Annotated in this window: 21 protein-coding genes; all 21 read right to left on the reverse strand. The window is 46.4% G+C overall.

Annotation, left to right across the window (positions count from 1 at the left end; all coding sequences use genetic code 11):
• Positions 1-2: 2 nt before the first annotated feature.
• Positions 3-329: a hypothetical protein gene (locus tag NZ043_RS27215; RefSeq protein WP_339309720.1), complete on the reverse strand. Its 327-nt coding sequence runs from the start codon at positions 327-329 to the stop codon at positions 3-5.
• A complete protein-coding gene (locus NZ043_RS27220) occupies positions 326-1,306 on the reverse strand; it encodes a hypothetical protein (RefSeq protein ID WP_339309721.1) in 981 nt (326 codons plus the stop codon). The genes NZ043_RS27215 and NZ043_RS27220 overlap by 4 nt, the downstream gene beginning before the upstream one ends.
• A gap of 11 nt (positions 1,307-1,317) precedes the next feature.
• On the reverse strand, positions 1,318-1,971 hold the full coding sequence (locus NZ043_RS27225; RefSeq protein ID WP_339309722.1) for a hypothetical protein: 654 nt from the start codon (positions 1,969-1,971) through the stop codon (positions 1,318-1,320).
• A 3-nt stretch (positions 1,972-1,974) separates the two neighbouring features.
• A complete protein-coding gene (locus NZ043_RS27230; RefSeq protein WP_339309723.1) occupies positions 1,975-5,403 on the reverse strand; it encodes a tail tape measure protein in 3,429 nt (1,142 codons plus the stop codon).
• A 146-nt stretch (positions 5,404-5,549) separates the two neighbouring features.
• Complete coding sequence (locus tag NZ043_RS27235) at positions 5,550-5,960, reverse strand: hypothetical protein (RefSeq protein ID WP_105599190.1); 411 nt, start codon at positions 5,958-5,960, stop codon at positions 5,550-5,552.
• A gap of 63 nt (positions 5,961-6,023) precedes the next feature.
• Positions 6,024-7,046, reverse strand: coding sequence for a restriction endonuclease (locus NZ043_RS27240; RefSeq protein WP_127550631.1), 1,023 nt, complete (start codon positions 7,044-7,046; stop codon positions 6,024-6,026).
• Positions 7,047-7,121: 75 nt separating this feature from the next.
• Positions 7,122-7,565, reverse strand: coding sequence for a phage tail tube protein (locus tag NZ043_RS27245; RefSeq protein ID WP_127550629.1), 444 nt, complete (start codon positions 7,563-7,565; stop codon positions 7,122-7,124).
• A gap of 3 nt (positions 7,566-7,568) precedes the next feature.
• Complete coding sequence (locus tag NZ043_RS27250; RefSeq protein WP_339309724.1) at positions 7,569-8,921, reverse strand: phage tail sheath subtilisin-like domain-containing protein; 1,353 nt, start codon at positions 8,919-8,921, stop codon at positions 7,569-7,571.
• Positions 8,902-9,147: a hypothetical protein gene (locus tag NZ043_RS27255; protein ID WP_339309725.1), complete on the reverse strand. Its 246-nt coding sequence runs from the start codon at positions 9,145-9,147 to the stop codon at positions 8,902-8,904. Before NZ043_RS27255 ends, NZ043_RS27250 begins: the two co-directional genes overlap by 20 nt.
• Positions 9,144-9,611, reverse strand: coding sequence for a hypothetical protein (locus NZ043_RS27260; RefSeq protein ID WP_339309726.1), 468 nt, complete (start codon positions 9,609-9,611; stop codon positions 9,144-9,146). The genes NZ043_RS27255 and NZ043_RS27260 overlap by 4 nt, the downstream gene beginning before the upstream one ends.
• Positions 9,611-10,135: an HK97 gp10 family phage protein gene (locus NZ043_RS27265; protein WP_339309727.1), complete on the reverse strand. Its 525-nt coding sequence runs from the start codon at positions 10,133-10,135 to the stop codon at positions 9,611-9,613. The genes NZ043_RS27260 and NZ043_RS27265 overlap by 1 nt, the downstream gene beginning before the upstream one ends.
• Positions 10,125-10,448 carry a hypothetical protein gene (locus tag NZ043_RS27270; protein ID WP_339309728.1) on the reverse strand — a complete coding sequence of 108 codons (324 nt, stop codon included), beginning with the start codon at positions 10,446-10,448 and terminating at the stop codon, positions 10,125-10,127. Before NZ043_RS27270 ends, NZ043_RS27265 begins: the two co-directional genes overlap by 11 nt.
• Complete coding sequence (locus NZ043_RS27275; protein WP_339309729.1) at positions 10,445-10,831, reverse strand: hypothetical protein; 387 nt, start codon at positions 10,829-10,831, stop codon at positions 10,445-10,447. Before NZ043_RS27275 ends, NZ043_RS27270 begins: the two co-directional genes overlap by 4 nt.
• Complete coding sequence (locus NZ043_RS27280) at positions 10,809-11,138, reverse strand: Rho termination factor N-terminal domain-containing protein (RefSeq protein ID WP_339309730.1); 330 nt, start codon at positions 11,136-11,138, stop codon at positions 10,809-10,811. Before NZ043_RS27280 ends, NZ043_RS27275 begins: the two co-directional genes overlap by 23 nt.
• Positions 11,138-12,070 carry a phage major capsid protein gene (locus NZ043_RS27285; protein ID WP_339309731.1) on the reverse strand — a complete coding sequence of 311 codons (933 nt, stop codon included), beginning with the start codon at positions 12,068-12,070 and terminating at the stop codon, positions 11,138-11,140. Before NZ043_RS27285 ends, NZ043_RS27280 begins: the two co-directional genes overlap by 1 nt.
• 33 nt (positions 12,071-12,103) lie before the next feature.
• On the reverse strand, positions 12,104-13,354 hold the full coding sequence (locus NZ043_RS27290; RefSeq protein ID WP_339309732.1) for an XkdF-like putative serine protease domain-containing protein: 1,251 nt from the start codon (positions 13,352-13,354) through the stop codon (positions 12,104-12,106).
• A 57-nt stretch (positions 13,355-13,411) separates the two neighbouring features.
• Positions 13,412-14,041 carry a hypothetical protein gene (locus tag NZ043_RS27295; protein WP_339309733.1) on the reverse strand — a complete coding sequence of 210 codons (630 nt, stop codon included), beginning with the start codon at positions 14,039-14,041 and terminating at the stop codon, positions 13,412-13,414.
• 84 nt (positions 14,042-14,125) lie between these two features.
• The gene (locus NZ043_RS27300) at positions 14,126-14,977 is read right to left on the reverse strand and encodes a phage minor head protein (RefSeq protein ID WP_339309734.1); all 852 of its coding nucleotides are present in this window, start codon (positions 14,975-14,977) and stop codon (positions 14,126-14,128) included.
• Complete coding sequence (locus tag NZ043_RS27305) at positions 14,970-16,451, reverse strand: phage portal protein (protein ID WP_339309735.1); 1,482 nt, start codon at positions 16,449-16,451, stop codon at positions 14,970-14,972. The genes NZ043_RS27300 and NZ043_RS27305 overlap by 8 nt, the downstream gene beginning before the upstream one ends.
• Entirely contained in the window at positions 16,452-18,143 is a 1,692-nt protein-coding gene (locus tag NZ043_RS27310; protein WP_339309736.1) for a DNA packaging protein, read from the reverse strand.
• Positions 18,137-19,024 carry a phage terminase small subunit-related protein gene (locus tag NZ043_RS27315; RefSeq protein WP_339309737.1) on the reverse strand — a complete coding sequence of 296 codons (888 nt, stop codon included), beginning with the start codon at positions 19,022-19,024 and terminating at the stop codon, positions 18,137-18,139. The genes NZ043_RS27310 and NZ043_RS27315 overlap by 7 nt, the downstream gene beginning before the upstream one ends.
• Between the last annotated feature and the right edge of the window lie 45 nt (positions 19,025-19,069).

The raw sequence follows: 19,069 nt of genomic DNA on the forward strand, positions 1-19,069 counted from the left end.
GATCAACGCCCCTTTCCCAACACGTAATAACGTTGTCCTGTCATACGCGATACCAGGAGTCGATCACCAACCTGCAGGGGGCTCGGAATGATCATTTTGCCTTTTAATACTGAAGGGGATGGTTCCAACACATCAAAGGTGACTTCAAGTTCTTGCTCCTGCAGGTAATCCGCAAAGACGAGTTTGCCCGACTCATAAGGATGCGGATCGCCATCCACTTCGATTTTGGCGTTTGGCCAGCTCAGAAGGGTAGCGCGTTCGGTATCCCGTGCATCAATGTGCCCCGCCATCTTCTCTTTTAAAAGCTTGATAGCATCACCCATCATCATGCTTCCCTCCGTTCCAAAACCATCTTGACCGTGAATATCCCATTGCTCCAGCTTGTGTCGGCACTCTCCACGATCCATTTAGTGACGACGGTTGTCTTGATCAACACGAGCCATCCAGCCCGTAGTCCCGACAAAGTATGATCCTCATGACGAACAGTGATCTTCTTAATCTGCTTGGGCTTGGCCATCGCCTTCAACCTTTGAGTTGCAACTGTCGTCGGGTTCTCATCTTCTTCAACTTCGATGATTTCTTCCATACGTCCAAAAGTCTTTAATGCGCTAGCATCAGTTTTAGTGACAGATGCTGATAGTTTGTCATCCTTGTACTTCTGGGCTGTGACAACGGTGTAAGTGTCCTCCATGTTGTATCCTGCACTGCTGGCTTCCATTTGCTCGGGAACAAAAATGGGTACCCTCTCGTTTGTCCCTTCACGAATGACCTGCAGATAAAAATGTTTCTCCGTCCGGATGACATCCACATGATAGCGGTAGCCGTTACGCTCATATGCTTTTTGCAGCACATCCAGGATGATTTCGGAATGTGCCATAGTCCCATATCTTTCATCCAGATTAAAGCCGAGTTTAGGGCAACGAAAGTCAACGCCCGTCGTCTGGATGTATTTCTGAAGTTCAGCCCCTGCTTCACCTTTCAGATATGGACGAGTCCCTTTGTTCTTGGCCAGATACCAACCGATCTCACGGGCTTTAATCTCCCATACACCTGAAAAGTCGTCTTTCTCATAGTCAATGATTGGACCATGAAAGAACTGATTTTTGTGATGAAGGAGTGCCTTGCCGATTCGGTGGGAAAAGCACATCAGCATACCGGCCACACTAACCGTAGGGATATCACGCAGCCGCACAGTCATGCTTCGCGCGATTTCGTCCCTTTGGGATGACCAAGAAATGTCGGTTATAGCAGGAGTCAAGGCAGACCTGGAATCCTGTTTACCGTATATGACTGCAAATTTATCCATGACTGCCCTCCTTACTTCGCTTTGTTTACCGCTGCAGATATTTTGTTTTTTTGCCCTGTATAGTCAAATGCACCTGTTGCATTATCAGCAGCATCTTTGGCTGCAGCAGTACTTTTCTTTTTATCCTCTGACTTCTTCTTATCTTTAGACTTCTTTGTCTTATCCTTTTTGTCTTTCTTGCTGGTCGTATTGGGCCTACTTTTACTAGACTTAGTGATGATCACGCCGGGCTTCAGGAGTTGCTTCGTGTTACTATATGAAATAATTTTGACAGGTTTATGCTCTACCAAGCTTATTGTAATGTGGATATTACCTTGGCCATCTTTATAAACGATCTCCATGTTCTCAATCAACATGGTCTGGGAAAATAATTCTTCAAAGTTGATCACGACCGGCTTAGGCTTCCACTTCTCCAGCAGTTGCCACGTGGTTTCTGGCCTTTTGTAAGTGACGGTCTGTTTCTTGTCCGTTTCCCACAGTTCGCGCCACTCGCGGGGCAAAATGGCTGTAAAAGAAACCCGCTGCAACTTGGAAGTGGGTTTCCCTGTCCGCTCTTGTCCGGCAATGACGTTAAAAGTATCCACTTCATTCCCGGTTGTGATTTGTACCTCTGCTGGAGTGATCGGGAAGGTCAACCGAATCGCTCCCTGAGACATTGCAAGCATGAGTTACCCCCCCGTCTCCAATGCTTTGTATATTTCTTCTCCTGCTACATCACGGATCAGTGCGCGCCCTTCAGGGCTTGTCAGAGCCTTGGCAAAGGATTGGAAGTCAGTTATGCCAGCTGTAATCCCTCCGAGATCAATTGTGACATTGCCAATCGTCACAGACTTATTTCCACTGGATGCCTGGGCAGACAGTGAAGTGGTACGGACAGGAATGTTGCCTCCGGATAATTCTGGACCTTCAATGCCTTCTACACCATCACGCATCGTCCCCGCGATCAAATTCATGCGTTGTTTAATTGAGTCCGGCCGTAATCCATCCGAGAACATGGATACGAAGTTTCCTGCCCATCGATCTGACTTACTGGCAGGACCTTCTTTGGTTGGGGAACTAAAACCCAGGTAATCCTTGATCACACCTGCAGCTTTGGAAACGATACTTGTCAATGTCGGGAATTTACTTTGCATTCCCGCCGCCATCATACTGATTAGATTGCTACCCCAGGCGCTTCCTTTGCTTGAGACAGTTGAGAGCGATTCAAGATGTTGCCGGGTAAGATCAATCGCACTTTTGGCCGATGAGCTCACACCACTAAAACTCAAAGCAGCCTGGCCGTTGCCGCTGATAATATCCCTGGTACTATTCTTTGTTGTAACGCCCAGATCCTTGGCTTTCTGTTCGGTTTCCTTGACTGCTGTCCCAACAGCCTTGACATTATTCTCAGCTTCTTTGGACTCAGAACCCTTGAACATACCCACTAACTTATCCTTAATATGATCTGCGGCTTGAGTGATGCCGCTCTCGTTCATTGCATCTGTAAGGCCTTGCTTCAGTCCGCTTTTCTGAACATTAGAAACGACACTTTCCATCGTTTCCTTGATTTTTTGCTCGCCTTCCTTTGTTGTAGAAGCCGTTGTAGTGACAAATGCTTCTTTGGGTAACTGTGGCATAACCGGCTTAGCCTCTTCTTTTGGACCAAAACCCATCCAACCCTTGATAGAGTCTGTAAGAGATGAGACACCATCCACGATGTCACGAGTAATACCGCTTGAATCAGCAAGTGCACCAAGCTTTTCTCCTGCCCAATTCCCAAAGTAAGCACCTGCAGCAGTTCCGAGCGGACCGGCTAATGATCCGACAATACCACCCAACGTACCTCCAATGGCACCACCTGCAACTGAACCACCTGACGAAGATATGGCTTCCTTCCACCCGGTTTCCTTGGCTGTCTGGTATAAGTCATATGCTCCGAAACCCAATGATGTGGCAGCCCCAATAATTCCGCCAGCTTTCAACATTTTCGCATTCGATTTAATGAAGTTCCCTATCTTACCCCCGTTTGGCACGTCAGGAGTTGGTGGAGGGGTTGGAGGATTGGGCCGACGCACCCGATATGGATTTTCACGCGATCCGCGCCTGTTCGGGTCACGTGTATCAGGAGAATTGTTTCTATTGCGGTTACGATCTCCCCCTGAACCTCGGTTATTCCCGCCTCCTCTTCTATTTCCACGGTTTCGACCATTACCTCTACCACCTGATGTAGATCCATACACATTCACCCGATTTGCATTAATTGTCATCGTTGATGAGCTACGAACTCCACCCAGTGGGTTACCTGAGTTGTTTCGATTACGACCTAAGTCACCCCTGATTCGACGGTCACCTACTTGATTACGAATACGATTAGCACGTTCGGCAGGTGTTTCCACCGTCGGCTCAGGTGGTCCGGATGATCTGCCCCGAATGCGATCCCAGCCGTTTTTAAGCCCTTGACCCGCCCCGGTTACGATATTCTTACCTTTTTGTCCTGCCCATCCAACAGCCCCGGCAAGATCTGAATTGAGTTGACGCACACCCTGGCCAAAAGAAACCAGTCCTTTTATCACAAGCACACTAGCCAACCCAATCAATGCTGCATTAATTAAACCAGCGTTTTCCTTATAAACATTGGTCACTTTCGTAATTGCATTTACAACACCTACACCAAAAGCTTCGATGCTGTCTTTGTTCTCAGTGATCAAGGAGTTAAATTCTTTAAGCGCCGGCAATGAAGCCTGCATGATATTTCCGCCGATGTCTTGCATCTGCATTTGGATTTGAGCTTGGATCTGGTTGTATTCAGTCATTGGGTTAGCTTGTTGTTGAGTTGCAACCAATCGATCAGTGGTTCCGGTCATATCCGGTGCTTTTTCGAAAGGTAGACTATACGTACTCAGAATCGAATCTGAATTATCCTCGGCAGCAGCTGAACCAAGAGTTACAAGCGATTGCTTTAAATCACTTCGACTTTGACTGGCTAAATCAGCAACTAATGCGGCTATAGCACCCTGAGCTTTTTGCTTATCCCCAGAGTTAACGTCTTCTGTGAATGCTTGAGCTTGACTAGCTGCATCTTTTTTACCTGAACCCCTGCTAACGAAATAATTAGCCATGTCATCAGCATTTAGGGCTTTTACTCCAAATGTTTCTTTAAAGAAATCACCAGGCTTGTCGAAATTGAAGGCTCCACCTTCGACCGTTTTTGATAAAAAATTACTCATCTGAGCAGAATCCGTACCGCTACTAGCAAAATAAGGACTATATTCCCAGAATGTATCGAACAAATCTTGCTGACGATCGCCCACACTTTGATAGGCATACATCATGCTATCTGCGATCTGAGTAGGCGTTTCCTTAAATGCATTACTAGCTTGGGCTAATGCACGGTTGACTTCCTCAGCTCCAGCGTCAGGACGAATGTATTGAATCTTTGATGAAGCCGTGATTGCTTCCCCGATCATAGATTTATCAGGGAACATCGGTGCAATGTCGGCCAGATTACCCGCACCAGTTGAACGGTCTGGAATGATCCCTTGAGATACGAGATCATCATTTATTGCGAGTGCTTTTTGCCGTTCCTGAGCAGGTATATAAGGTGCGCTACGCGCTGCTTCCGAGTAATAGTCTGTTACACCACCAAACAGCGAGTCTGACACGCCACCACCGAGCACAAGCCCACCAGCTACTGTAGCCAAAGCCGCAACTTTGGCGGAAATACCATCCACTAATGGACTAATCTCATCATTTGCTCTCAGGCGGACATGTGCATCACTTATCCCACGGATCTCCGCATCGGCACGACTTGCAGACCGCCTTAAATCATCGGCCCCAGCTCGCGAACGACGAAAAATATCATCCAGTTGGACACGGTTGAAATCTCGTACTTCATCCGCTGCACCATGTATTCGCCTACCCAAATCATCGGCTGCATCTCTAGCCCTGCGGCTGCTGGAAACTATATCATCACCCATGCTACCCGCAATGCGTCGAAACTCTCTCACGTCATCTGTGGCTCTTTGAATCAAACTGCGCATATTTCGCACAGCGCCAGATATTAAATCTTTAGCTTCAAACGGGACGGTCACCCGGCTTGTGGCTGCGATATTGTTCACCCCCTTCCCATGCTACTTGTTAAGCTTCTTCATCTCTTCCTCAGCCAGCATCGATGCGGCAAGACAGAAATGATATTGTCTGTTCCGATTTACTTCATATGGCAAGACTTCGGCAGGCAGCTTCTTTTGATTAATCCAAAAGGATGCTATCCAGCTAGCTTCTCCGTCTCGCCGGATGAGTTTTTTGCTTCTTTAAGCAACGCGTCCTTAGTTTCCTGAAAGTTCCGAACTGCCTTGGACAATACCGCATAATGATCAGGATCGTTCAGCAAACGGGGTGGCAGTTCGTTTTTGTTCGTACACTTGTAAGCCAACAACAATTCCTTGTTATTCCACGGGAAATCATGTTCTGTTGCACGTACAATCATGGCATCGATCTCGTTGAATGTTTCCTTTGCAGTTCCATCGTCGTTGAATGCCACATCATAACACCTACGAATATCAATCGTGGTCAGCCGACGAACGGACCATTTTTCTCCGTCTACTGGTACTTCGATTTGTTCAGGTTCGGCCGCCTCTGTACCAGCTGCCAGATATTTTTGTAGTTTGTCGCTCATTGTTATTCCTCCTGCCAAAATTTCAAAATATAAAAAGACCGCTCAGCTAAGCGGTCTTAAGATCTATCTTGCCATAAATACTCCTGTATTAGGCTTTCTCATTACTTCAATCCAATTCTTAAGAGTCATTTTATTAGCTTCATACACTGGATATGATCTCGCTTTGATTAGGTTTCTAGATCCAGGGGAAAGAGTGCTTGTAGTAACTATTAAACCTTTCTGCGCATTCTCGTAAACAACATCATCATGAAGCCCTTTAACAATAATTTGTTCTATTGGATACTTTTCTTTATACCGTTTGCACTGTACTAATATAGTTGGAGGTTCTCCATTCTCAGGATTATCCGTCCAAACTCTTGCATCGATTCCTCCATCGTTTGTCCCGGGCCCAATCTCAACGTAATATCCTTGTCTTTCAAAAAATTCACATGTGAGTGCTTCAAACTTTCGCCAATGAATATCTTCAATTTTGTTAAAGTTTGGACCCAAATAATCAATATAGCGTTGATCAATAAACGTTCCATGAGATGTATTTATTGAACTGGAAGCAAAGAGTCCCTTGAGTTTAATAATATCCCTCCAATCAATTTCACGGAATGATCCCCATGGGCTCTTGTGCATTTGCAAGATATGGTTTTCAACGATTTCTAAAGCAAGTTTGCTTCCTGGAAATCCATACTTAGATCTAGCATCATCAAAAAACTCTTTAGGATTATACACCGGAGTACTGAGGAGTTTTACAGTGGCGCTAAACTTATTCAGGGATTCAATAAACATTGAAAAAAGATCCATAAGTATATCGAGCAATTCTTCATTATCCTTATATTTTCTACGTAGTGAAATAGTAAACAGTTCATTTGTAGGACTTTCAATGTTCCCTACCTTAAAGAGTAAATGTGAGATAAGCTCTTCAAATTCTTCTGGATAAATTCTGAGAGTGTCATCGTCCTCTCCAAACCATATGCGGTGACTCTCAGTAGGTACAATATCTGAGTATTCTTCCCTTGTTAATCCGAGACCAGACTTATAACCCACAATTTCACTAGTAGTCCCAATCAATTCGCCTCTGCTTACCCAAATAGCCATTTAAGTTCCTCCTAATGGTTCATATTCTTAAATATATGATGATTGAACCATTTTTCTCAAGGGATTATCAATAGCTCAGGCCATGTAGTCTGGGAACTGTTCCACAAAATCAAAATCCGTAGCCGTTCCTTCCAACGTGATATCAATACCTGTATTACTGTCGATCTGGGCAACCAAAATATCCATATTTCCGTGGATATGAATCCCTGTCAGAAGGACTCTCTCCGTATTGCCTGTCTGCATATCTTCCAAGGAACCTGTGATGCGATCGAGGAACATGGTTTTACCTGCTTTAAAGTCAGTCAACAGACGATAACGCAACCTGGATTCCAATTTGGACATAACGATTTTAACTGGGATCTCATATCCCACGATTTGTTTGGTCTTGGCCATTCGGCGAGCTCGGACAACATCCAATGTTTCAGGATTCAGTGTGACTTCAATTTCTTTGATAGTCTGAACTGCATCCCCATTATCATCTTCAACCGAGAGATTTCGGCCAATTAGTTCGCGCTCCATCTACTATGCCACCTCCCATGTAATATAGAATGCTTCGATGGCATCGAGCGGTTTGGCGAACAGTTTGAAATAAGCGTAATCGAAGTCACTCACATTGTTCGGATCTTCCGTGAAGGTATAACCTTCATCAATCGCTTTTTGGCTCCTGCGGATTGCCAGGTATTCAAGCACAGCCGCAATAAACATACCCCGACCATCCTTGTCATTGTCCAGTTTAGCCTTCCACTTCTTCGCCGTGGAATAGATGTCGTTCAGAACTTGGTCGATCGTCATAGAGACACGGATCTTACCAAAGTCCTCACGTTCACCTGCACCCATCGTTGTCAGCGTATTGACCGCTGACTCAATGATATAGTCGTAACCGTCACGAGTTGCCATCAGAGTGCCTTCAGCCAAACCTTTAATGACTTCGCTATGGCTCCAATCAATGGCAGCCTGTGTCATTGGGACCTTAACCCCTGTAAAGGACTTATTCGCAGGTGTACCCGCCATCAGACCAGCCAACCATGCTCCCCATTGCACCGAGTTGTACGTTTTCCCGTTGGTGTGTGTCCCAGCTAGTGAACAGTTGGCGATATACCGCGCGTTCATAGCGCGGCTACGGGCATTATGCTTATCAATGTCGGTATCATCGAGTGGAAGGCCAGCAACGACCAACTGAGCGAGTCTGCGGGCCTTCATGCGACGATCCAACAGCCATTGTTTTGCCGCAGCTTGGACGGCAGCTTCAGTTGAAGGTAAATAGAACACATCGAAGGTCAGACCGTCCACCCGGTTAAAGATTCGACTCCAGTCTGACGCCGTGATTGTCGCTGAACCAGATACTGCTCCCGTGAGCACCGTGTATGCCACGTCCGCCCAAGCAACAACACCTGTCGATTTGAACCGGACCATATTTGACTTCTTCAGGGCTTCTTCTGCAGAAGCCTTATCGGACACTGTGAACGTCTCTGTGTCATAAATCCCTTTGGTATCGCGAACGATGATTTCCTTTTTGGTGGCATCGACCAAGCTGGCACGAATCATGTATTCAAAATCATTACCGCGTAATCCTGGATAACGTGCCTCAATCATGTAACTGTCCGTAACAGATACGGAAGCAACCGTTTCCAAACCACTGGTGACCCGGTAACCGACCACCGTTGCCCCCGTTTCCGAAGCCAGCTCCAATTCATCGACCTGCAGGCCGCTTTCCTTCAAACGTTCGGACGTGTCGGCCATATCAATTGCTTTATTGGCCGCCCCCCACTCGGCTTGATATGGGATAAGCACACGGCCAGTTACTGGCACTACCCTTGCTTTCGCCAACGCGATCAATTCCACATATCCGCCAGGTCTAACTCTCTGAATCGACATTCAAGGTTTCCTCCTTTTGTGAAGCTGGTTGCAAGTATGCTTCCAGTCGGTTTTGTACTTCCTGCTGGGATAGCAGGGTTTCTGCTTTGCAATCAAAAAGGGCCCCCGCCACCTCAAAGCGTTCATGCTTCAAGGCAACTGCACCCTCAATCCATTCTTGCTTGGTACGTTTGTTCAGATCCTCCTGGACAGCGGCAGCAAGTCTTTCCTTGCGTGGTGTACTCATGGTGTGAACTCCTTTCCATATCCAATGTGGAATTCATTGATCTTCGGTACCGGAACCTTCGGCACTGCCAGAAGATACGAATACCTGCAGGTGACTTCAATCCGATCCTTTTCGGGTCGGTTACGCGGCGGTTCCATCACCAATGCCACACCGAAGCGTTTTGAAGCGTAACAAAACCGTTGTTGCCGTAAGAATGTGAACAACGGCGCTAAATCAAAGGGGATGGGCTCACCCTCGTCTTCTTCCGTTAATCGCTCCTTATCAAAATGGAAGACAAGTCCTACATCCTCTACGATCCGGTCAGCCCGCGGGGTATGGGTCTTATCAGATACAAGATCCGTTTCAATAAAAACGGAAGGCGTATCGAAATTACCAGCCAGCCATTGCGTCCGGTCCCGTAGGATCGTCAGATCAGGGTAAACGTGTCGCACAATCTCAGCCCATGCTTTTAAACCTGCATCCATCAGCGCAACACCCTTTCCAATTCTCTGTCCAGGCGTTGTATGATGAGTTGATTCATCCCTCCTTCAAACTGCGTCACGGCAATGTCGAAATACTTCCGACCGATGAAGCTTCGTGGTTTAGCCATGAAGCCTGTCTTGGCTTTTCGGTCATACACAAATGATCCACCACTGTTCCAGTAACCTGGTACCCAATGGGCTTTGTGAATTGTGTAACCGTCATTAATCAAACGCGGGTATCCCCATACTCCCTGATCGTTTATACCGGACCCAAGATCAGATCCGACTTCCAATGTGATAGAGTTCCTGTCAACGTCCCATTCCCATACGTTTCCGTCGCCACCACGGGTAAAGGAGTTCCACATCAAACCTGTATCAATAAGACCTTGCCTATCGATTTCGTCAATGATGTGGTTTAACAAAGTCTCACCCAAAGCTTCGGCAATGTTGGTCAGGACCCGCTTCATCCCTTGATCAGCCAGTTTTCTAAATCTACGTGCCAATCCATCAAAATCATTAACGATCATTGCCTTTCACCTCACATGTCATCAGCAGTTCCATCCAATAGCGACGAGGATTCGCATCGATGACGAGATAACGGCGGCCGAATAATACAATTTCATCGCTGATTCTCACATCAGCCGTTTTGGCCACGCCGATCGTTTTCTTCACGATGTACATCACGGGTTTGGCATCAGCCTTGTCGGATGTCTCCGTCTTGATAACATGACACTTGAGATCGCTAATCTTGCCCGTTTTCCGGTCGTTGAACAAGTCATCACCGTCTCGCTTGCTGCCAACCCGATACACAGCAAGTGGCGTTTTAAATCGGTGGTTCACAACAAATAGGCCGTGATGTTGCCATCGTTCGGCCCTTCCTGTTGTTTCTTAACCCAAAGGAACAAGATTGCGTCCACGTCCGGGTTACCCGTGGTCATGCCTGCAATGGCTTGTCGGGTGTATGTCCAAGCCCCATCGCTCTCTGAAGCATAGTTCCGTGCGACAGCAGCCAAATATTCTTCACTGTCCTGTAAGGCAAGCCCTTCAGCCAGCTTGACCCATGCGAGCATGAGCTGCCGATCCACTTCTTCAGGGAAAGGAATGGGTAAATACAATTCAATCCGCACTTGGGCGTCATCGATATACTGTTCCAACTGTTCCGATGTAGCTTCCTGAATAGGTGATACACGACTACGAGTTTTAAGAAGTTGGGGCGTTAGCATAAGGATCATCCTTCTGTGGCAGTGCTGCCAGTGCAACAGTCAGTTCTTGCTTATTCATGGATGAAAACCCTTTGATGCCCTCAGCCTTTGCTTGTTCCTTCAATTCCTGAAGGGAAGGACCATCGTCCTTGCCAATATCATCAACTGGTGGAGCTGGGTCAAGTTGAATGTCTTCAACTGTGAAATCCTGCTCCTGTGCCAATTTATCCGCAATCTCATCATCAACCAGAATACGCTTGTTCGGTTCGAAGCGAAGGCCATATTTGGATACAGACGTGTTTTTCCCTGTAAAGATCACTCTTGGCATTAGAACGTCACCCCTTCCGCAATCGACACTGCACCCGGCTCTTCAAAGATGGAGTCATAGTCGGAATGAATAGCATAGAAGCGTTTGTCCTCGTAGATGGCTTCTTTACCTTCAGTCGTCTTACGGATCTGCATGTCATAGGTGTTCACCAAAACAAAATTGTCGTGATACGTGAAAATTACGACGCCTTCTGGCATGTGTGCTACTTCTTCAACGTCATAGGAATTGATCTTTTTCACGCCGCCCATGATTTGCAGTTGGATCGAAGCGCTGGTATCTTTTTCAGCCAGTTTCTGCAGACGTTCACTAAATGTGTTCGGGTGCATGAAATATTTGAAAACTCCAGCTGCACGCAGACGCGTCGGAACAGCACGTTCCAATTCGAAAAAGATACCGACTTTCTTTTCAGTAGGCAATGTCGACCAGTCAACGAGATTCCCTTCTTCCTTAGCTTTCTTTAACCAGCCATTATTGATTTTGAGGAAGTCGTAATCTGGATCAGTGCTTGGTGTCGCTGTATCACCATTAAAGCCAAGGTCCTGCATGTTATCTGCATAGTTCTTAGTCATAGCCGCCATGATGATATCCTCTGCATTTTGGCCACGAACACGTTGCGTTTGGCGGATAAATTCCTCCGTAATTTCGAATGCCAGTACAACAGGCGCAACAGCATACGGTACTTGCGGAAATGTTGGTTCAGAGATTTTGCTAACGGATTTGTTTTCCACTTTACCGCGAAGGTTTCGCCCAGTCACACCAATTTTATCAATGTTACCTTTTGAACTCCTACGGATGATGGTACGAATGCCTTTCAGGAACTGAGTAGATTCGTAAGCCATAGTCATAAAGGCATCTACTTGCTCATAATTAAGTGCTGCTTGGTCCATCGGTGTAACGGTAGTGGATTTAATAATTTGTCCATTGGTTCTCATGTGTTTAATAGTCTCCCTTCAATTTTAAGCAGATTAGAGTAAGCCGCTGAAGCTTACGGCTCCACCTGACTTCTGAATGCCTTCATCTTGTGCGCCGCCCTGAGCAGATCCGCCTCGGCTGTTTTTAACAATCTGTACATCAGCTGCCAACGTGCTCATTTGCTCAGTCAACGGGGCCAATGCTTTGGCAATGGCATCAGTAACCGCATTGGCTTCAGGATTAGTGCTTGTTCCCGCACCAGATGTTCCAGCGTTTGGATCTAGATCACCTTCACCATCCTGTTTCTTCAGTTCAGTGACATCAGCTTCCAGTCCCTCCATTTGCTTAACAATAGGCCCAACAGCAGCCTGAACGGCTTTTGCAATATCTTCTGGTTTCAAATCGTCTTCCTCCTCAGGCTCTTCTTCAGGAGCCGTTTTATTTTTAAGGTCGGTCAATGTAGCAATCGCATCATCAATGTGCTGCAGGTTGCTGGCAGAAATCTTTTTGCCTGCTTTGACAATAGCTTCAGGGGGTTGGCCTATCGCCTTCACGATATCCTCTTGCACCAATACGTCTTGGGCGATCTCAACAAAATCTTGCAAGGCTTCGCGAATGATTTCGGCGTCTGTCTCCATCCCGGATTCCCAGGAGTCCCAACGAAAAAGAACCGCGTTCAAGGCGTCTTGCGCTGCCCAAAATTCACGGTTCTTCCGGTTCTTATTGTATTTGTCGGCTACAGCCCCTTTGACGATCGGAGACAAGGCTGCATTGATAGCTTTCTTGATGTTGTGAAGCAGTCCCTTGGAAACTTCCTCTTCATCCTCGACTTCCTCACGCTTACCCACGCCAAACATGCTGAATCCAGTGATCTCACCCTTCTGAATGTCTTCCCAAGTATCATCATCAGTTACCTTTACACCTGCAACCCATGAACCTTTTGCAATTACCTGGTCCCCAATCTCCATATCACATGGGGCAATATAGGATTCAACAACGTATCCTTTATCAGCATCCAAGTCGTGTTGCTTATCGATGTTGTAGGTGTGCTGGTTCTCCATGAACAAGTGCGCCGCCTTCTCGATCTCCACAGCGTCCATCAAGTCACCGTGGGAATCCTCCACATCCGGTTGATATACAACCCCAATAACGATTTGCTTGGTGTCGTCCACCTTGGAGATCTGAACTTGTTTCTGAATGGCGTTTTTTCCAGCAGCTTTAATAATAGCGAATGATACACCATTAGCGCCCTTATCCACGAGCGACAAGTGCGTAATCTTAGCATCCTTCATTTTGTAGGTCATTTCTTCTCTCACCTCACTAAAAAGAAAAAGACCATATTATTATGGTCTTTTTCTTGACTAAATTTTTAATTTCAAATTCATTATACATATCGCTGCCTGTAATCTTCTGTTTGGATCATCACTTTCTAATTCATTTCTGATCACCTCCAGTGATATTAATGATAAATCATTTATGATTTCCCTTATATCTGTATCAGAATCATTGATCTCTTCTTCTCCCAGAACCAGTTGACCTACAAACTCTTTAAACTTCAGATCATGTTGTGACAAATCTGCAAGACCCAACTTCGATCTAATAGATTTTTGAATTGCTTCCGGCAACATATGTCGTTCCATTGGCTGCGCACCAAATAGCCATTCCACTTTTCTTTGATGAGCATAAGTTGGTTCATTAGAATTAAAGTAATAGTCTCCTTTAACAACGCCAACATAAAAAACATCAACGTATGGGAGCAAGACATAATCCCCTGCTGTCATTTGATTTTTAAATTTATCCAATAAACCAACCTTTAAACTTGCGTCTCTTGGCTCAAGATTTTTTTTCTCAACTACCTGACTAATCATTTCTTTGTCATTACAGTTTGTTAAATCATCAATTCCCCATGAAACAGCAATTATGTTCTTCTGAAGAAACACATCTTTACGATCAACTTGTTCTGGAAACGGTCGAACCATCCATACAGCCATACAGTCACTCTCCTTGTATAAATAATTTTCAATGTAACTACATTATTTATACAATATAACTTTAAAATAATCAAGTTAAATTAATTATTTTTTTGTTTTAACTTGGTTATTTATAATTAATGCCATATTACATCTGCAATTAATTATCTCTTTAGCCTCACCTGAAGGATCGCCCGGATACATGAGCTTGCTTTTACCTACCTTAAAAGGTGTATCCAGTTCCACCACTTGTCCGTTTGCCTTGCGGTGAGTCTTTCGTGTCCTCGCGCCGGCAGCAGAACGCCATTTCTTACCCTTGGCAATCTCAGATTGCTTCCAGCCTTCCAACTTGCCGCCGTTGGCTGCTGCCGTGCTCATCGTTCGCGATACTCGTTGCGCTCGCTCCATGCTGAAAGGTCCATCTTCACCCGTTGCGGCTATAGCGCTGATCTCTTGAACAAGCAAAGCCCGTTCTGAAGGAGTGTTCCCTTCATCAATCGCCTTTTCGAAGCTGCGCAAGAGTGTATCCGTTGAAGACTGGTTCATATCGGGTACCAGGCTGCGGATCTCCTTCACGAATTTCTTGGCCGCCTTATTCTTAGTGCTCCACACCTTTTCATAATCAAGCTCAAGCAGCTCAGACTCTCCCGCCAGATTGAACAAAGGTTCGAATGCATCCTGTACCGCCTGTTCAAACAGATCACCAAAGACTTCGGATGTGTGTAACGCAATCATGACCTTACCCAACTCACCGATATCACCAAGAGATTCCTCGCTCAGTTCAGCGATAGCTTCCTGAAGCGCTTCTCCCTGAAGCTCAAGGATCTCCATGATCCGGTCTTCACCCTGCTTATACAACTCTTCAAGCAACTCGCGTTCCACATATGTCAGCTCAAGACTATCAAGAAACTCATCGTCATCAGCTTTGACAATCAGTTCCCAACAAGTTTCACACATGAGCGCCCACCTCAGTTGATCCTTTTCGCAGTAAACGCTTAGCAATAATCGATACACGCTCCTGCAGGTCGTCAGCGTCACCTGTTCCCTCCGGATCAAGGATAGCTGGTTGACTTCCTGCCAATTGTGCAATTGGCGTATCAAGGTATTGCGGACTGAACTTGCTTTCATCGATCGTCGTACCCAAAACGTCCTCTGCAATTGGGATCAGGTCACGGACCAACATAATTCCTCGTTCAGCGATAAAGTCCAGCATTGCCTTGCGATCTTCCGGATCAATGATGCTCGGTGCTCGAAGCACTGCTTTCACTCGGAAGATTCCCATGGCTGGGAACAACCGCTTGTTGAATACCTCATTCATGATCCACTTGCGATAAGGCTCAAATACTTGTTCTTCTGCAAACTGCAATGCTGCCTGAGCTGTCGCCCGGTTATAGTCTGAGCTTTGGCCAACAAGAATCGGCGGTAAGCGGAAGGATGACAAGATATCAGCTTTCTTTTCCTTTCCATAATCAAGGAAGAGCGCATCTTGTTGCAAAAGGTCATTGAGCTTGTCCATCTGGATTGATACTTTCTCGACCTTCTCATCTAATGGTCCGCCTGTTTCTTGCCCTTTGGCTTCAAGGTAAAGAATACCCCCTTGGGATTGAGATCCTTTGACCTTACTCAATAGCTCCATGGATTGTTGAGTGAGTCGTCCATTCGTCACAGTCAGGATCATGGAAAGCATTCGACCATTTGAGAAATAGGATACGTTCAATTCCTCAGCTTCACGGGAACCGACCACACCAGGCGCGTTCCCAAACCAACGGGGTTCTCCGTAGGCTCCGTCATTGCCAACCTTCAATGGAATAACTTGATTCTCAGTGCCATCGGTACCGAATAGACGGAACCACACAACCGAAGTCCCCCGTTTCATAGCATATCGACGGGCATAGATCTGCTGAGTGAACTCCTCAACCTCTTTGGTAGAACTGATCCGACGTTTGCGTTTAATTGTCGCAAGTTTGCTTTCCTTGGTGTACCGTACATACTTCGGGTCCATCCGGAAGATCGTCGGGAACTCGCTACCGCTCGGCCATGCAACTTCCATATTGGCCATTCCCGTGCTTTCCAAATCCTCAATAAGCTGGCCTATGATCTCTTCAGGATTATCTTCGAGGTTACAAGTCTCCAAAAAGCGCTCTGCACGGTTCCATTCTTCCTTTGCAGTCTCGTCACTCTCGCCCGGTAAGTACTCCAGCGCGATACCATGTCCTGCAATGTTGCGCTTGTATGCCTCAATACACTGAGGAATGATGTTGCTGTTTTTGACAAGCAGCCTGCAGGATGTAGGATCGTTGCCTGATTCAAATGGTAACAGTCCGTGATCATCGTATAAGCTGTCGAATACATCGGGAAGTTGGGCACTGGACGGAATGTGCTTACCTTCTTCTTTCGAAAATGGAACCCATGCTGCATTGCCTTCACTCAATTAAATCCACCCCACTCCCCCATTGTTTTCTTCATGCTTCGATTCCTCCCGTTGCTGTTGTTTTTTCTTAAACCATTCGAACCACTTGTCGGCTACCTGACGCACCTGCAGGGCAATTGAATAAGCCATGATCCGGTCATCATGACAACCGCTGTCTGCTTCCGCTTTGCCTTTATTGTCGATGAAAGTCATACACTCACCGAACAGTTCTGGACAATAAATATCGTAAAGCTCATCACGAATGGCTTCTTTGAAATCACTGATCATCACAGGACGGGTTGCCTTATTGGTTTCCCATCCAAGCTTGCCCTTCTTATGAAGGAACAGCAGCGGGTAATGACATGTGTTGAACAACGTATTGAGAACAGATTCCCCAGTGTTGTTATTCTCAACGGCAAGCAATGCTGTGTTGTAGTACAAGCCCAACGTGTTCAGCTTTTTCCCGAACAAGTCAGTGTCCCACTTGCCATGCAGAGCGGCGCACATTTCGCCTGTACGCGCATCGATCACATAAGCAGCGTCATAGTCGCCATCTTCGGTACCCTTTGCTGTATCTGCAGATAAAATATATCGCTTCCCCTGCTCTGGAAGGTGATAGATGACCAGTTCCCCATTCAGTGTCGGGATAACATCCTGCTTAACAAAGTCAATTTCATACCGAATGCCTGATTTCTGAATTGCATCCCGCAGTCGCTTAATAAACTTGTTATCAAAGATACTTTCACCTGATAACAAGAACGCTTCGTCAGGTTCAGAAGGGTATTCCTGTTCAAACTGTCGTGAATCACCGCCGCAATCGTTCCGGATGGTGTACCGTCGCCATTGCAACTGTTCATCCTCCAACCCGTATTTTGCTTTCAGTTCCAGTTCATCTTCGGTGAGTTCAAAATCAGGGGGGACAGGCTTGCGGTAGTCTGGCATTTCGAACCATGCAAAAAAGAGCGGAGAAAAATCATTTTCGCCCTTAACGGCTGCATCCCATATTTGCTTAAACTCTTCCATGCCGTTCGCTGTAGATTCGATAATTCCAATACTCCCTGGCTCTTTAGACAACGCAGCCAGCAACGACAGCAAATGCCGTTTCTTTTTCTTCGCGGGCCAGAACGCTACTTCGGAAGCATGGAGATAATGAATCGTATCGGAACGGGCAAGTACCCGGCTTTCGGCTGTCTGAACGGTGATCTTCGACTTTAACCCTGGACTCCTTCGACGATCTGCCGTCCGGATCGCGGGGTTCTCAAAAGTCAGCTTCTTGGCATTGTTCTTGCGAGTCATCGGCTGAATAACTGATGGCACGCGTTCATAGTAAAGCTGGAACATATCGAACAAGTTACTTGAAGCATCGGAAGACTGAGCAACGATAAAGGCATTCTTTGCTTCCTGCAGTGACGTGAAATAGTAGATTAACGCCTCTGTCACCGTTGAAAAGCCCATTTGCCGAGCTTTCAGAATGATGATCCGAACGGGCTTCCCTGCTTCCAGATCCTCAAATACCTTTGCAGCATAGCGCCGCTGGGCATCATTGAGGATCAACCGTACCATAGCACCGGACTTGTCCTTGATCTTGAGCATCCGGTAACAAAACTGTTCGAAGTCTAACAAGATCGCTTTTAACTCAGTGAGCTTCTCCGGTCGTTGTTGCAGCCTACGCTTGATTCGACGACGGTGTTCCTTAGCCAGTGCAATTACCAATCTAAATCATCCCCATCGTCATCGTCTACATCATTTCCGCCCCCGCTTTCATCCCCATGGCCCAACGCCTTGTATTTATCCAGTTCAAGACGTTCACGGGCGATTCTTAATTTCTCTTCTTCTTGTTGCAAGCTGGCGATCAAATTGATGACCCGAAGCTTCTTATCCCGTGTTTTGACCAAGGCTTCCTCTTGTTTGAGGATCTTGTCCAGCTTAGACGTGACTACAGTCGTAATCTCGGTGACCTTCATCCCTTCAGTGGTCAGTGGTACCGTGATTGCCTTTCCCGTTTTAGGGCTCAACATAGAAACCTTGTCCTGCCGCTGCATGAGCTCTTGCTTGGTCTTACGTTCTTCGTCAGTCAGACCGGCTTCAAGCAACTTGACTCGTTTCATGTGTCGCCGCTCCTGCAAGGATAGCATGATCAACTGTTCATTGAGCTGAGCAAGGGGGTCTGTATCGATTTGATCAAACATGTCCTGTTCTTCAGGTTCCAACGCATCTAGGAAGATCGTTTCATACATACCCGTCTTCAACGCCTTCTTATTTCGGTATGGACCACCTGGACCACCGCTGTTCCCAACGGCGTTTTTATTCCCGAGTGGAGCACCGCCCCGATTGCCAGATGCATTCTTGTTGCCTTTGGGCGCTCCCCTTGATTTCGGAACGCTCCCATTCGCTCCATTTGGAACGCTCCCTTTGAGTGATCCCTCAGCGCTCCCATTCAATTGTTCTTCCCAACGGTCCATGGACTTCCATTTTCGGACCCTGGACTCGGGAACAGAAAGAGCGGCGGCGATGTCTTTTAGCATCATTTTCCCGCCGCTCTCTAGCCATATTAGTTTGGCCTTGTCCCGTTCGGGACTTCTTTCTCTGGCCATTACATTACCACCACCCCCGAAACGTAATATAATAAGAAAAACAAA

It is taken from the genome of Paenibacillus sp. FSL k6-2145 (assembly GCF_037976585.1).
Lineage (GTDB): Bacteria > Bacillota > Bacilli > Paenibacillales > Paenibacillaceae > Paenibacillus.

What these genes read in the sequence shown, in the direction of transcription:
- NZ043_RS27215 (WP_339309720.1), bottom strand. Translation starts at nt 329, where the DNA reads ATGATGATGGGTGATGCTATCAAGCTTTTAAAAGAGAAGATGGCGGGG.
- NZ043_RS27220 (WP_339309721.1), bottom strand. Translation starts at nt 1,306, where the DNA reads ATGGATAAATTTGCAGTCATATACGGTAAACAGGATTCCAGGTCTGCC.
- NZ043_RS27225 (WP_339309722.1), bottom strand. Translation starts at nt 1,971, where the DNA reads ATGCTTGCAATGTCTCAGGGAGCGATTCGGTTGACCTTCCCGATCACT.
- NZ043_RS27235 (WP_105599190.1), bottom strand. Translation starts at nt 5,960, where the DNA reads ATGAGCGACAAACTACAAAAATATCTGGCAGCTGGTACAGAGGCGGCC.
- NZ043_RS27240 (WP_127550631.1), bottom strand. Translation starts at nt 7,046, where the DNA reads ATGGCTATTTGGGTAAGCAGAGGCGAATTGATTGGGACTACTAGTGAA.
- NZ043_RS27245 (WP_127550629.1), bottom strand. Translation starts at nt 7,565, where the DNA reads ATGGAGCGCGAACTAATTGGCCGAAATCTCTCGGTTGAAGATGATAAT.
- NZ043_RS27250 (WP_339309724.1), bottom strand. Translation starts at nt 8,921, where the DNA reads ATGTCGATTCAGAGAGTTAGACCTGGCGGATATGTGGAATTGATCGCG.
- NZ043_RS27255 (WP_339309725.1), bottom strand. Translation starts at nt 9,147, where the DNA reads ATGAGTACACCACGCAAGGAAAGACTTGCTGCCGCTGTCCAGGAGGAT.
- NZ043_RS27260 (WP_339309726.1), bottom strand. Translation starts at nt 9,611, where the DNA reads ATGGATGCAGGTTTAAAAGCATGGGCTGAGATTGTGCGACACGTTTAC.
- NZ043_RS27265 (WP_339309727.1), bottom strand. Translation starts at nt 10,135, where the DNA reads ATGATCGTTAATGATTTTGATGGATTGGCACGTAGATTTAGAAAACTG.
- NZ043_RS27275 (WP_339309729.1), bottom strand. Translation starts at nt 10,831, where the DNA reads ATGCTAACGCCCCAACTTCTTAAAACTCGTAGTCGTGTATCACCTATT.
- NZ043_RS27280 (WP_339309730.1), bottom strand. Translation starts at nt 11,138, where the DNA reads ATGCCAAGAGTGATCTTTACAGGGAAAAACACGTCTGTATCCAAATAT.
- NZ043_RS27285 (WP_339309731.1), bottom strand. Translation starts at nt 12,070, where the DNA reads ATGAGAACCAATGGACAAATTATTAAATCCACTACCGTTACACCGATG.
- NZ043_RS27290 (WP_339309732.1), bottom strand. Translation starts at nt 13,354, where the DNA reads ATGACCTACAAAATGAAGGATGCTAAGATTACGCACTTGTCGCTCGTG.
- NZ043_RS27295 (WP_339309733.1), bottom strand. Translation starts at nt 14,041, where the DNA reads ATGGCTGTATGGATGGTTCGACCGTTTCCAGAACAAGTTGATCGTAAA.
- NZ043_RS27300 (WP_339309734.1), bottom strand. Translation starts at nt 14,977, where the DNA reads ATGTGTGAAACTTGTTGGGAACTGATTGTCAAAGCTGATGACGATGAG.
- NZ043_RS27315 (WP_339309737.1), bottom strand. Translation starts at nt 19,024, where the DNA reads ATGGCCAGAGAAAGAAGTCCCGAACGGGACAAGGCCAAACTAATATGG.